This window comes from Roseibium sp. AWQ4_290 (assembly GCF_056160985.1).
Window position 1 is genome coordinate 1 of record NZ_JBSWYG010000013.1, and the last position, 13,259, is coordinate 13,259.

Below are 13,259 nucleotides of genomic sequence, written 5' to 3' on the forward strand. Positions count from 1 at the left end.
TCGATCCTTGCTGAAAGATCAGCGTACCTGCGTAACTCCTTAAAACACCCAGCATCTCTACCAGATATCGCAAGACCAACGCCGCCTACGCTTCCCTTCCTTCATATCATATTGTCAAAGAACAGAGGAAAATCCTCTCAAGCCGCAAACCAAAAACCAGAGAAAACAAACCCAAAACCGAACCCTCAAGCCCGGCCCTCATGAGCCAATTTTCCGGAAGTAAGGTCGCAAAACCCTGTCGCCAGCGACGTTGCCGCCGTCGATGAGCGCGGTTATACGCACACCAAGCATGACCGTCAACAGCCGTGAGCGAAAAAAATGCAAAAAAGCGAAAAAAGTTTCATGAGATGAATTTTTCTTTATTTTCTCAAGGCGTTACTCTTTATCCACCTTTGCAAACCCACCCTCTGCCAGGAGGCCACTGGCCAGGCCTCCCGCCGCTGCAATCAGGGCCAGACCCAGCGCCGGAGCACCTGGATCCAAGGCTTTCTGCTGGCGCAAGCGCTCATAAAGATGAACGGCCAGAATGGCCCCCGACGCCCCGATTGGATGGCCTCTGGCCAATGCCCCGCCCAGGCTATTGAGGGTCTCCTTCCCAAAAGACAGGCGCGCCACCGTTCCCAATGCCTGCACCGCATAGGCTTCCATCAGCTCAACAGCGGTGATCCCGCCTAGGTCCTGGCGGACTGATCCGGGCCCTGGTTTTTCCAGAAGGCGGCGCGCCAGGTCAACCGGAACCAGCGCCGGTTGACCCGTGCTGCCACCCAGGGACAGCCCCTCCCTGACAAGGACGCCGGACCACCCGGCCTCTGCCGCCAGAGCGCTTGAGACAAGAAGCACGGCCGCAGCCCCATCCGCCTCACAGGCAATTGTTGCGGCCGTCAACCCTGTTGCCTGCCGCCCTGCCAGAACCGGCGCCCGGAGCGCGGCCTTGGTCCTGAGCGGCCGGGTAAAGCTGTCTCTTTTGGGAAAGGCCCCGCCTGCCTGCACCAGGCGCTCAGCCCAAAAGGGAGCTGCTGCCCGGGCCTTGTCATGGGAGCGAACAGCATAGGCTGCCTGATCCTCTCTGGAAACACCATCCTCTGCCGCAAGGCGGGCGGCGGCGTCTGTCAAGTCCGGGTCAGCGAAGGGCGGTGGGGCGAAGGGCGGTCGGGAATAGGGCGCAGGGGCTTCCTCCGGGGTGCGCGGCCGGTGGTAGCGCAAAGGCGCCCGGCTGAAGCTTTCCGCCCCGCCCGCCAGCACGATCCGGGCTGATCCGGCTTCAATCAGGCGGGCCCCCAAGACAATGGCGTCGAGCCCGGCGCAGCATTGGGTGTCCAAGGTCAGGGCTGGAACAGTGTCAGGCAGCCCCGCCCGCAAGGCTGCAAGACGCCCCGGATTGCCGCCGCCATAAAGCGCATTGCCCAAAAGAACCTGATCCACCTGATCCCCAGACAGACCCGCATCCGCCAGAAGCTGGCAGAACACCGGCGCGGCAAGCTCATCGGCCTGAAAGGCTTTCAGCGCGCCGCCGCGCGGGGCGACCGCCGTCCGCCGGGCGGCGATCATCACCGCCTTGGGCCGGTCCGTCACGTCTCCAGCTCCAGCGAGGATACAATGCGCTGGATATCCGGCTTGCCGCCGGGGGTCAGCGGCAGGTGCTGGCGGATATGGATCTTGCGGGGCAGCTTGCCCTTGGCAAGCTGGATCCGGCAATGGGCCAGAAGCTGCCTTTCAGGGGCCGGCAGGTCTTGCCTCAATTCAACCAAGGCTTCGATCCGCTCGCCGCGCACCGGATCTGAGATCCCGGTGACAAGCGCCACGGCCACCGCCGGATGCGCGCCCAGAACCGCCTCAATCTCTTCGGGATAGACATTCAGGCCCGAGGTAACGATCATCCGGCTGGCCCGGCCGGTGAGACGCAAATAGCCGTTCCGGTCCAGCGCGCCGTGATCACCGACGGTCAGCCAGCCGTCCTGCCAGCGCGTGTCCGGTGCCGTGCCGCAAAGATAGCCTGAAAAGAGCAGACCGCTTTTGACCCAGATGGCCCCGGGACTGTCCGGGGGATTGGGGGCTGACGGGTTGCCGATGGCAATTTCGACGCCCTTTGCGGCCCGGCCAACAGAGCCCTCGGGCACCGGCTCATGGGGGCTCGACAGGGTAATGAAGCTGGTCTCGGACGCCCCATAAAATTCATAAAGCGCCGCATTGGGAAAGAGCTGCCTCAAGGTCCTGCGGTCTTCATCCAGCCATTTGGCGCCGCTTGCCAGCACCTGGCGCAAGCCGGTCACTGGCCCGGAGCGGCGGGCAGCCTCACCCAGAAAATGCAGCTGGGTCGGGGTCGCATAAAGCACTGAGCCCGATTTCGCGCCCCGCAGCGCCGTCAGGATGGCGCGCGGGTCGAACCGGGGCATCAGCACGACCTCCTGGCCACTGACGGCCCCGCAGACGGCCCCAAAAAGATGCAAGGAGTGGAAGAGCTGGCCGGGAATGACAATCCGGCTGTCCGGCGCCAGGCCAAATTCCTGGAGCGTAACCTTAAAACTCTTCAGCCAGGAGCCGTGGGAACGCACATAGCCCTTGGGCACGCCACTGGAGCCAGAGGTGAACCCTGCATAGAAAAGATCGCCTGGTGCAGGCGGCCTGGAAGGGGCCGGGCGGGCCGCGGCTGCATCTCCTTGCAATATCTGCGCGGACAGCTGGTCCCCGATCTCAGCGTCCGGGGCAACGGCTGCTAGCACCTTGGCCCGGTGCGTCCCGGGCCAGGCGGGGTCCAGCACCAGCGCGACCCGGCCCTGGCGGGCACAGGCCAGAAAGGCAATCAAGAGGGCCGCCGGATCCGTCAAGGTCAGGGCCACCCGGCCACCCTGCGGTGCCCGCGAGGCCACAAGGGCCCCGGCCGCGCGGACCCGGTTCAGAAAGGCCCGGCGGGTCAGATGCAGACTGCCGCAGACAAGCGCCGGCTGTCCCGGGGCGTCCCCGGCCAGCCGGTCCAGACTGTCTCCGACGAAGCCCATCGTACCTCTGACCCGCCTTCCTGGCTCAGCTGCGCGAGAGAATTGCACCGGGCAGGCCGCGCGCAACCGTCTGGGCAATAACGGCAGCAATCGCGACCTTGATCAGATCCCCGGGAATATAGACCGCGCTCAAAGCCGTTGCTTTCAACAGAGGAACTCCCGCCATGAGGGCAATGCCGGGAATGCCGAAGAGATAGACCACGCCAATCCCGCCAACCACTGCCGCTGCGGCAGCCGAAACCAGAATGTTACGCTGCGCAGTCACCTGCATGATCCAGCCAGCCACAAAGGCCCCCACCGGAAAGCCGATCAAAAAGCCGGCCGAGGGGCCCGCAAACACTCCGAGACCGCCGCGCCCGCCGGCCAGGAATGGCGCTCCCAGCGCCACCAGGAACAAGAGCAAGAGCACAGCCAATGCCCCGCGCACCGGGCCAAGCATAATCCCGGCCAGCATCACTCCGAGGCTCTGGGCCGTGATCGGCACACCCAGAAACGGGATCATGACCGGCGGCACCAGACCAAGGGCAGCAATCAGCGCCGCGTAAAAGGCAATATGAACAAGGGAGCGGTCAGTCATGTTTTGGGTGTCTCCAGTTTATGTTTTTTATCCGGAAGCTGCTCCGGGGCGGGCATTGGCCCAATTCCTTTTTCGTTTTTCAGGCCCTCGAGCCACCTGACCTTCGAGGGGATTGCCCCGGGCAGGCCGCACTTGAGGCAGCGCCGGGGGCCGTATTGGGCGCCGTACTGGGGGCCGCGAGCCCCTGCGAGCCGCCTCTGGCCTGCAGGGCTTCGGCCACGTGATCGGACAGCCTCAGACACTGAATAGCAAGCGGCGGCAGCATTCTCCACGAGGAGATTCGGCCTGTGCGCGCCCGGTAAGCGTCTTTCAGTTTGCCATGGATCTGCAGCATATGGGGGGCAAAGCGCAGCACCAGGGTCATGGCCAGAGCCGGTTTTTGCGGTGGCAGGCCGATCCAGGCAAGCGGCCTGAACAGCGGCAGGACCGCCGCCTGCATGTCGTCCATGCGGGTGGTGAGCGACACCAGATGGGCCGCCAGAAACAGAACCGTCAGCCGCAACAGCACATTCACGCCGGTCCAGAAGGTTCCCGACAGCCCGTGGATGACGAGCAAGGCGGCCAGAAACACCGCGAGGCCTTTCAGAACCGTGAGCTGCGCGAGACCTTTCCGGCCAAGGCTGCCATAAAGCGCCAGCACAAGACAAAGAAGCCCCAAAAACACGGACAGGCTTTCCAGCCGGAACAAAGCCACGCTTGCCAGCGCAACGCACAGCAATTTCAGCCCGGCGGGGCAGCGATGCAGAAAACTGTTGCCAGTGAGATAGATCGGGATCACAGGGCAGCCAACTCCATCTTGCCGCCCGCACGCCGGTCCACATCCGCCTGAAACGCGCTCAACACCGTGTGCGGCGGGCCATCCATACGCAGCCGCCCCTCTTCCAGCCAGAGAACCCGGTCAAATCCGGCCAGATGATCAAGATCGTGGCTGATCATGACAATTTTCTGGGGCAGGGACAGGATCTTGTCGCGGATGCGGCGGGTGACCAGCCCGTCCAGGCTGGTCATGGGCTCGTCCAGCACCAGAAGCTGCGGCTCCATCACCAGAACCGCGAGAATGCAGACCAGCTGTTTCTGGCCTTCCGACAGCTCGGCAATGGGGAGGGGCGCAAGCGCTTCGCAGCGATGCTCGCAAAGGAATGCCAGGGCCTTTTCCCGGCTTTCCGCCTTGCCGTGGCCGAGCTGGGTCAGGCCGAAGGCGATTTCTTCTTCCACCGTCGGGAAGATGGCCTGGTGGTCCGGGTTCTGAAAGACAAAGCCCACATGGCGCGGCAATTCGGGGGCCGCTTGCGCGGCATCGGCGCCAAACAGGGTGAGCCGGCCGCTGTCCGGCTGGCGCAATCCGTTGAGCAGGCGCACGAAGGTGCTTTTGCCCGAGCCGTTAAGCCCGATGACCCCGATCCGGTCTTCGCTCAAGGCAAGGCTCAGCCCGGACAGGATGGTCCGCCCGCCAATGGCAACACCGGCGTCTTCAAAGACGGCAAAGGGGTTTGCCTTGGGATCGCAGACCCGTGCCTGAAGCAGTTTTTTGCGTTTGGGCCAGAACACCACATGACCTCGCCGGGGGCACCCGGACCTTTGTTCCTGCGCGCCGGAGCGCGGCCGGAGGTCCCGTTTTCTGCCGGGCTTATCGGCCGGATCGCCCGGATTGTCAAAGAGGGCCTATCCTACGGGCCGGGTCAGGGCAGGCAATTCGGCCAATTGGTCAATGGTGGCCCTGACCTTTGACAGCGCTGCAAAGAAACGCTCATCGCTTTCTTCCGAGCCGAAGGTCAGGCGCAGATAGGGGGCCTGAGCCTGACCCTTGGCCTGAAAATAGCGGGAGGACAGAACAGAAATCCCCTGATGGCCGAGCGCGGCCTGCACCGCATCCGGATCAACGGTGTCCGGCAGGCGCAGCCACCCGAAGACCTTATTTGTATCCCCTTGCAGAAAGTAGGGGGCCAGGGTCTCCCGGGCCTTGCGGAAGCGGACCGCATTGGCCTTGCGCTTCACCCGCAAGGTCTTGAAGAGATGCCCGTCGCGGACCCAGCCTGCGATCAGCTCTGCGGTGATCGGGGAGGCCATCCAGGTGCTTTCGCCAATCTTGTTGCGAATGGAATCGCCAAAGAGCTGCGGCACGTGCACAAAGCCGATGCGGCTGCCCGGAGAGCAGACCTTGGAGATACTGGCAATGGAGGCTGTCCGCTCCGGCGCCAGAGCGCCGAAGGCGGGCAGGGTGTCGCTCAAGAACGGCGTATAGGGATCGTCCTCGACAATTTTCAGCTCACAGCTGCGGGCCACGGCCACCAGATCGGAGCGTTCCTCCAAGGACATCGTATGGGTTGTCGGGTTCTGCATGTTGGGCATCAGGAAGACGCCCTTGACCCCATGGGAGCGGGCCACAAGCCGCAGCGCTTCCGGGTCCATGGCCCCGAACCCGCCATCGGCACGGCGCAGGGCCGGAACCGGCACCGGCTTCAAGCCCAGGCTGGCCAGGGAAGAGAAGATGGAGGGATAGGTGAACCGGTCAACGGCCACCGCGTCTCCACTGCGGAACAGCGCCTGACAGGTCACCTGGATGCCGTGCTGGGCTCCGCATGTCACCGCCACACGCGCTGGATCGGCCTCCAGCCCATAATCCTTGAACACCAGAACGCCGGTTTCCCTGTGGGCTTTGAGCCCTTCGGACGGCACAAAGCCGTTCAGCCGGTCGATTCCGGCCGTGCCCGCCATGCGCACGAGCCCTTCGGACAAGCTGGGATTGAGATGCGGATAGGCGAAATTGCGCGCCAGGTCGCAAATGCCCTCTTCATCTTCCAGGGGCACCAGCGGCGAGACCTTGTGGGTTTCCGGGGCAATATAGGTGCCCCGCCCCGTTTCGCCTTTGACCAGGCGGCGCCGCTCTGCCTCGCCATAGGCCCGGGTCACGGTGCCAAGCGTCACGCCAAGCTGATAGGCCAGTTCACGCTGGGGCGGCAGCCGGTCTCCCTGGCTCAAGACACCCCGGCCGATATCCGTCTCCAGAGCATCGGCAATGGCCAGATAAATCGGACCGCCAGCCTGATCGATCTTCGGAATCCACATTGTCATGAGGACAATGTTTACATTGACGGATACAATTTCTCAAGACAGTTAGTAGGTCTTTCTTTTTGTATCGATTGTATCCATATTGTTCTGGAGACTATCCATGGACGCTGCCACGCTGCTCGCCTTTGCAATTTTTGTAATTGTCATGACCGGAACACCGGGGCCGGGAAACCTGACCTTTCTGGCCATCGGAGCGTCTGCCGGATACCAGACCGCGTTTCCGGTGATTGTGGCCTCCCAGATCGGCGCCATCACCCTGCAGCTGAGCGTTGCCTATGGGCTTGGACATCTCATGGCGGCCGGGGGCCTTGCCGTCAGCCTCTTCAAGGGTCTCAGCATGGCCTATATGACCTATCTGGCCTGGCGGATCATTTCGCTCACCATCAAACCCAAAGGGGCCGTGACCGAACCAAGCTTCTGGGAAGGGCTTCTGATCCATCCGCTCAGCCCGAAAACCTGGGCCATGAATCTGGCGGCGTTTTCAACCTTTCTGGCGGGGAACGGGCTCTCCATCCATGAAAACGCTATGATTATGGTCAGCGGCTTCACCCTGGGCGGGCTGGTGTTTCACTCGCTCTGGGCCCTTGCCGGTGTCTCCATTCTGGCTCTGATCGGCGACGGCCCGGTCATGCGGGCCATCACCATCTTCATGGCCCTGGCCATGCTGGCGGCAACCGTGTGGGCGCTGTTGCTTTAGGCGACGGGCCGAACATCCGCTCCTTCCTCACTTGGATTGCAGCTCCATCTCAAGGCGCCATTTTTCTTCCAGAGACAGGCCGTGGGGTGCATCTTCCGTGAGGCCGATATCGCGCATCAATTCGGGCGGCAGATTGTGCGCCTTGAGGCGTTTGCGGGGCACGCGGCGCGGGCTGGAAAAAAATCCACCAATAAGCCGGGCTAAGGCTTGAAACACTTTTGAGGCCCCCGGAAGCGCCCTGCTTCCAGACGAACTTTGCCGTGACATAACTGAAACTCCTGATTAACCTGGCAGGACTATCGGCTATTGTGCAGTGGAAGACGAACGAAAGCTCAAGGGGCTATCATAAGGAGTGCTTATGCATGGAAACCCGCTTACCGCCCCTTCCCGCCATCCGGGCGTTTGAAGCCGCCAGCCGGAACCTCAGTTTCACAAAGGCCGGCGAAGAGCTGGGCATGACCCAGGCGGCGGTCAGTTACCAGATCAAGCTTCTGGAAGAACGCCTCGGATTTCCGCTGTTCATTCGCAAGGCCCGGCAGATCGAGCTGACGGAACGTGGCGCCCAGCTGGCGGATCGGATCGTCGATGCCTTTCAGGGGCTGCGCGACGCGTTTGAGGACATTACGTGCCAGAATGCGGGCCAGCTGGTGGTCTCCAGCAACACGACCTTCGCGGTCAACTGGCTGGCGCACAGGCTGGTGCACTTTCAGATGCAGAACCCGGATCTTGCCGTGCGCATCCTACCCTATGGCCCTTATGCCAGTCCCGAATTCGACAGCGCGGATATTGTGGTTTCCGCCTGCAAGGCCCCGCCCAAAAACTGGATTGCCCACGAAATCGTCAAAGCCGAGTTCTCCCCGATGCTGAGCCCGGCACTTGCCGCAACGGTGGCAGAGCTCAAGGACCCGACGGATCTGCTGCATCTGCCCCTGGTCGACCCGCAAGATCCCTGGTGGCAGATCTGGTTCGATGCCGCTGGTGTAAAGGACCCGGATTTGAGCCGGTCGCCCAATTCGCGCATGGGCTCGCAGGCCCTGGAAGCCAATCGGGCCATTGCCGGTCAGGGCGTTGCAATCCTGACCCCCTATTTTTGCAAACACGCGCTGGAGACCGGTCAGCTTGTCCAGCCCTTTGACTTGACCTGCCAAGTGGAGGGGGAGAGCTGGTACTTGAGCTATTCTCCCGCCAACCGGACATCCCGCAAAGTGCGCCTCTTCCGGGACTGGGTCCATGCGGAACTGGTCTGTGATGGCAAGGAACTGCCGGGGCTTACGACCCCGGCGGCCTCACGCTGCGCCTGAAAAGATCCTCGAAAAGGCTGTCTCAAGTTTGCCGGTGATCTCGTCAATCTGCGCGTCTTCCAGAATGAAAGGCGGAGCCAGCAAGATATGGTCGCCCTGGACGCCGTCAACTGTGCCGCTCATCGGATAGCAGATCAGGCCGGCCTCAAAGGCCGCCTTTTTGAGCGCTTTGCTCACCCCACGCTCCGGGGGAAAAGGGGTTTTCGTCTCCCGGTCCTGAACCAGCTCAATGCCCCGGAAAAGGCCTCGCCCGCGAATATCCCCCACATGCGGATGCTGGGCGAACGCATCGCTCAAGGCGGCCTGGAGTTTATCACCCATGGGCGTGACCCGCGCGGCCACTCCGCCTAACAGCTTGCGCACGACCGCAAGGGCCCCGGCGCAGGCGGCCGGGTGGCCCAGATAGGTGTGGCCGTGCTGAAAGAAGCCCGAGCCGTGTTCAATTGCCCCGTAGATTTCTGCCGTGCACAGCATGGCGCCAACCGGCTGGTAGCCGGCCCCCAGCCCTTTGGCGATGCACAGGATATCGGGGGAAATACCGTCCGGCTCATGGGCGAACAGGGTGCCGGTGCGACCCATGCCACACATGACCTCGTCCAGGATCAGAAGCACACCATATCTGTCGCAGATCTCACGGATCTTCTGAAAGTACCCCGCCACCGGCGGGACCGCTCCGGCCGTTGCGCCAACCACCGGCTCGGCGACAAAGGCCATCACACTGTCCGGCCCGAGCCGCAGGATTTCTGTTTCCAGCGCCCCGGCCACCCGCTGGCCATAGTCGAAGGCGCTCTCCCCCTCCTGCCGGCCCCGGTATTCGTAGCAGGCCGGAATGTGGGATGTGCCGATCAAGAGCGGCTGGAACGGTGCCCGGCGCCATTCATTGCCTCCCGCCGCCAGTGCCCCCAGCGTGTTGCCGTGATAGCTTTGGCGCCGGGCGATCACCCGGTGCCGCCCAGGTTCTCCTTTTTCCAGAAAATACTGGCGGGCGAGCTTCAGGGCCGCCTCGACCGCTTCGGACCCGCCGGAGACGAAATAGACCCTGTCGAGTACCCCCGGAGCCTGCGCACTCAATAGGTCCGCCAGATCTTCCGCAGGCAGGCTGGTGAAAAACCCGGTATGGGCAAAGGCAATCTGGCCAAGTTGCGCCTCAATGGCCCGGATCACATCGCTGTCGCTATGGCCGAGGCAGGAGACCGCTGCCCCGCCGGACCCGTCAAAATACCGGTTTCCATCGGCATCGATGATGTAGCAGCCCTCTCCCCTGACCGCGACAGGCGGGGAGGACTTGGTGTGACGGGGAAAGACATGGGACATGACGTGGCACCTGAACGGATACAAGACGCTTCAAGAGGCATTTGTCCCATTTGTATCAGATTATTAGATACACTGAAACATTTGTTTCTAATTCCTGTTAACCACGTTTTTCATGATAATTTTAATAAAATCAGATGCATTCTTGTGCCTTGGGGGACATCGCAAACCGTTTTAGACAAGGCCCGCCGTCATGCGTCAGCGCCCCTTCGCCTGGATCTTCTTAATCGGCTTTACCCTTGCCCTTGCCGGATGCGGCACTGTGGCCGGGGTCACCGGACTTGGCTGGGCGACCGGCTCCCACAGCTCCATTGACTATGACGACACGTCCTGGTGCGTGCCGCGCAAGCTGAAAAAGGTGCTCAACCGGGTCGCACGGCGCTATGGCAAGGTCACCGTTCATTCCACCAAACGCTGGTGGCTGGAGAACTGGTGGAAAGGCGGGGCCCGCAATTCCTATCACCTGAATTGCCAGGCGGTGGATTTTTCCGTCAGCGCAAACCCATCCTCCGTCATCGCCTTCCTGAAGGCCCAGCCGGAAGTCGGCGGCTACAAACACTATGCATCCGGACATTATCATATCGACACCGGTCCGCGCCGCACCTGGTAGGGGATCCTTCGCGGTCAAGGCCGCGCTGGCGGCCCGGGTCCCGGCTCTGTGGCCGGGACAGCCAAGGCTCAGGGGGCTGACTGCCATCCCGGACCCCGATCCGTGACCTAGAGGAACGGCCGATAAGTCTGTAGCATTAGATGTTGGAAAGCGTTCAGCCCCCTTGTGTGGATCAGCTGCCCTGCACAGTGGCGGCGGCGCGGGCGATAATCTGCCGGGCCACCTCCGCCTTGCCCAGTTCCGGCCAGTCTTCTACGCCGGTAGCCGTTACCAGGCGGACCTGGTTCACATCGCCGCCCATGATGCCCGTTTGCGGGCTGACATCATTGGCAATGATCCAGTCCGCCTTTTTGCGCGCCAGCTTGACGCGGGCGTTGTCGATCAGATTCTGGGTTTCGGCGGCAAAGCCAATCAGCAGCTTTGGCCGGAGACGGTCATGGTGCCCGATGGTGGCCAGAATGTCCGGGTTTTCGACAAGCTGCAGCGCGGGCGGATCTCCGCTCTTGTCCTTCTTGAGTTTCTGGGGCCCTTCTGCGGCCACCCGCCAGTCGGCGACCGCTGCGGCCATGATGGCGATATCCGCCGGCAGCGCGGCCTCAACCGCAGCCAGCATTTGCGCGGCCGTTTCCACCTGAACCGTGTCGACATTGTCAGGCGCTGTGAGACCAACCGGGCCGGAGATCAACGTGACCCGCGCCCCGGCCTCATAGGCAGCAGTGGCCAGCGCATGGCCCTGTTTGCCGGAGGACCGGTTGGCGATATAGCGCACCGGGTCAATCGGCTCATGGGTGGGGCCGGACGTGATCAGCACATGGCGGCCGGACAGCGGCAATTGCCCCGCCTGGGGGCCATCATCTCTCAGAACGGCGGCTGCTGCGGCCACGATTTCCAGGGGCTCACGCATGCGGCCGACACCAGCCTCGCCCTTTTCCGCCATTTCCCCCCGGGCCGGACCGGTGAAGCGGATGCCCCGCTCTTCCAGAACGGCCACATTGCGCAAGGTCGCCTCGTTCTGCCACATTTTCGGATTCATGGCCGGAGCAGCAAGCACCGGCTTGTCCGTTGCAAGCAAAATCGCGGTTGCCAGGTCATCGGCAATGCCATGGGCCATCTTGGCCAGAAGATTGGCGGTGGCCGGGGCGATCAGAATGAGATCGTGATCCCGGGCTAGGCGGATATGGCCGACATCCTGCTCCGCATCCCGGTCAAAGAGCTCAGAATAGACCTTTTCCGCTGACAGGGCTCCGACCGCAAGGGGTGTGACGAATTCCTGCGCCCCGCCGGTCATGACCGGCACAACCCGGGCACCCCGGTCCTTCAGGCGCCGGATCAGGTCAAGCGACTTGTAGGCGGCAATGCCACCACTGATGATCAAGACGATCTGTTTGCCTTCGAGCATGACCCCGTCCCCCGGCTGCGGCAGGCGTTAAGACCCCGAGCGGAAATCCCGCGGGGCTGGAGAGATCACCTGCGCGCCCTTGCCCGTCACCTGATAGACCGCAAGGCCCCGTTCGTTCATCCCGTTGGACCTGAAACGGAACAGCCCGTCAATCCCGATAAAGCCGTCCCGGTTGGTCAGAATGCTCGGCTGGAAGCGCTGGGGACCGGCAGACCGGATCAAACCGGCGGCCAGGGTGACCCCATCATAGACAAGGCTGGCATTGCGCGGCGGCACCGCGCCATAGCTGCTCTGATAACGCTGCGCAAAGGCCTGAAAGCCCTTGTCTTCCGGACCCGCAAACCAGGCCCCGGCCAGAACCGGGGTGTTTTTCACCTGCGTCGTGTCCCATTGGCCGGAACCAAGCAGCTTGACCGTGCCCAGATTGGCGCCCTGGCTGACAAGCGTCTGCACCACGAGGGCCGGGACACTTCGCCCGGCAGGTACAAACAAGGCATCAATGCTGGTCATGACCGATTTCAGGGCGGTGGTTTTCGCAACCAGATCGGAGGTATCCCCCCCGGTCATCTTGTAGCGCTGGATGGTGGCAATCCGGCCCGCGCCCCTGCCAACCTCCTGACGGAACGCAGCTTCTGCCACAGCGCCATAGGAGCCTTCGGGAATGAGCGCTGCAAAAGAGCGCTTCTGCTGGCTGGTGGCATAGCCAATGATGCGTTTGACGTCGGTTTCCGGCAGGAAACTCAACAGATAGACGCCCCGGGTTGCCACCGATGTGTCGGTGGAAAAGGCGATCACCGGGACACCGGCCGCACGTGCCGCAGTGGCCGCTCCGGCAACAGCGGCAGAAAAGACAGGTCCCAGGATCAGCTCGGCTCCCTCGGAGATGGCGGCCTGTGCAGCAGCACGGCCACCTTCGCTCGTGCCGCCCGTGTCCTTGACGAGCAGCTGGACATCCGCATTGGGAAAGCTCTGCAGCGCCAGGGAGGCGGCATTTTTGAAAACCGTGCCAATGGCCGCATTGTTGCCGCTGCCCGACAAAGGCAGCAGCAGGCCCACCCGCACGCTGCCCGTGCCCAGCACTTCGCCCGTGACCTGGGGCTGAAGGCTCGGCTGCACCTGGTCTCCCGGCAGAGACCCAAGTGTGGAGCCCATGCAGCCCGCCAAGGTGACCGTGCTGACCCCGGCCAGCGCTGCTTTCAGAAAGTGCCGTCTGTGCTGCTGCACGATGTTGTCCCGTGGTTTAAGCCAAAAAGAGGGGCAGCCTCCGCCGCTCCGCAACCTTTCAAAGACTTACGTATT

13 protein-coding genes are annotated in these 13,259 nt (G+C 62.6%); 3 read left to right on the forward strand and 10 right to left on the reverse strand.

Annotation, left to right across the window (positions count from 1 at the left end):
* Nucleotides 1-375: 375 nt before the first annotated feature.
* The 6 genes from ACXAH0_RS14120 to ACXAH0_RS14145 form a co-directional block, all read right to left on the reverse strand.
* Entirely contained in the window at nt 376-1,572 is a 1,197-nt protein-coding gene (locus ACXAH0_RS14120; protein WP_475192249.1) for a thiolase family protein, read from the reverse strand.
* Nucleotides 1,569-2,996, reverse strand: a complete 1,428-nt coding sequence (locus tag ACXAH0_RS14125; RefSeq protein WP_475192252.1) for an AMP-binding protein — start codon at nt 2,994-2,996, stop codon at nt 1,569-1,571. The genes ACXAH0_RS14120 and ACXAH0_RS14125 overlap by 4 nt, the downstream gene beginning before the upstream one ends.
* Before the next feature lie 25 nt (nt 2,997-3,021).
* Complete coding sequence (locus ACXAH0_RS14130; RefSeq protein ID WP_475181616.1) at nt 3,022-3,573, reverse strand: biotin transporter BioY; 552 nt, start codon at nt 3,571-3,573, stop codon at nt 3,022-3,024.
* Between the two features lie 79 nt (nt 3,574-3,652).
* Nucleotides 3,653-4,351 (reverse strand): energy-coupling factor transporter transmembrane component T family protein, encoded by a 699-nt coding sequence (locus ACXAH0_RS14135; protein ID WP_475192256.1) that lies wholly within the window; start codon nt 4,349-4,351, stop codon nt 3,653-3,655.
* Complete coding sequence (locus tag ACXAH0_RS14140) at nt 4,348-5,121, reverse strand: energy-coupling factor ABC transporter ATP-binding protein (protein ID WP_475192259.1); 774 nt, start codon at nt 5,119-5,121, stop codon at nt 4,348-4,350. Before ACXAH0_RS14140 ends, ACXAH0_RS14135 begins: the two co-directional genes overlap by 4 nt.
* A 114-nt stretch (nt 5,122-5,235) precedes the next feature.
* Nucleotides 5,236-6,645 carry an aminotransferase-like domain-containing protein gene (locus ACXAH0_RS14145; RefSeq protein ID WP_475192263.1) on the reverse strand — a complete coding sequence of 470 codons (1,410 nt, stop codon included), beginning with the start codon at nt 6,643-6,645 and terminating at the stop codon, nt 5,236-5,238.
* A gap of 97 nt (nt 6,646-6,742) precedes the next feature.
* On the opposite strand from ACXAH0_RS14145, the gene ACXAH0_RS14150 reads away from it, so the two are divergent.
* Nucleotides 6,743-7,339, forward strand: coding sequence for a LysE family translocator (locus ACXAH0_RS14150; protein ID WP_475192266.1), 597 nt, complete (start codon nt 6,743-6,745; stop codon nt 7,337-7,339).
* 27 nt (nt 7,340-7,366) lie between these two features.
* Here ACXAH0_RS14150 and ACXAH0_RS14155 read toward each other — a convergent pair whose 3' ends face one another.
* Nucleotides 7,367-7,555, reverse strand: coding sequence for a hypothetical protein (locus ACXAH0_RS14155; protein ID WP_475181634.1), 189 nt, complete (start codon nt 7,553-7,555; stop codon nt 7,367-7,369).
* A 146-nt stretch (nt 7,556-7,701) separates the two neighbouring features.
* On the opposite strand from ACXAH0_RS14155, the gene ACXAH0_RS14160 reads away from it, so the two are divergent.
* Complete coding sequence (locus ACXAH0_RS14160) at nt 7,702-8,640, forward strand: LysR family transcriptional regulator (RefSeq protein WP_475192270.1); 939 nt, start codon at nt 7,702-7,704, stop codon at nt 8,638-8,640.
* Here the strand turns inward: ACXAH0_RS14160 and ACXAH0_RS14165 are convergent.
* Nucleotides 8,626-9,954, reverse strand: a complete 1,329-nt coding sequence (locus tag ACXAH0_RS14165) for an aspartate aminotransferase family protein (protein WP_475192273.1) — start codon at nt 9,952-9,954, stop codon at nt 8,626-8,628. The two genes, ACXAH0_RS14160 and ACXAH0_RS14165, sit on opposite strands and share 15 nt — an antisense overlap.
* A 190-nt stretch (nt 9,955-10,144) precedes the next feature.
* On the opposite strand from ACXAH0_RS14165, the gene ACXAH0_RS14170 reads away from it, so the two are divergent.
* Entirely contained in the window at nt 10,145-10,561 is a 417-nt protein-coding gene (locus tag ACXAH0_RS14170) for a YcbK family protein (RefSeq protein ID WP_475181646.1), read from the forward strand.
* Between the two features lie 172 nt (nt 10,562-10,733).
* Here ACXAH0_RS14170 and coaBC read toward each other — a convergent pair whose 3' ends face one another.
* Nucleotides 10,734-11,960 carry a bifunctional phosphopantothenoylcysteine decarboxylase/phosphopantothenate--cysteine ligase CoaBC gene (coaBC, locus tag ACXAH0_RS14175; RefSeq protein ID WP_475192276.1) on the reverse strand — a complete coding sequence of 409 codons (1,227 nt, stop codon included), beginning with the start codon at nt 11,958-11,960 and terminating at the stop codon, nt 10,734-10,736.
* A 27-nt stretch (nt 11,961-11,987) separates the two neighbouring features.
* Entirely contained in the window at nt 11,988-13,184 is a 1,197-nt protein-coding gene (locus ACXAH0_RS14180; RefSeq protein WP_475181658.1) for a penicillin-binding protein activator, read from the reverse strand.
* Nucleotides 13,185-13,259 lie beyond the last annotated feature (75 nt).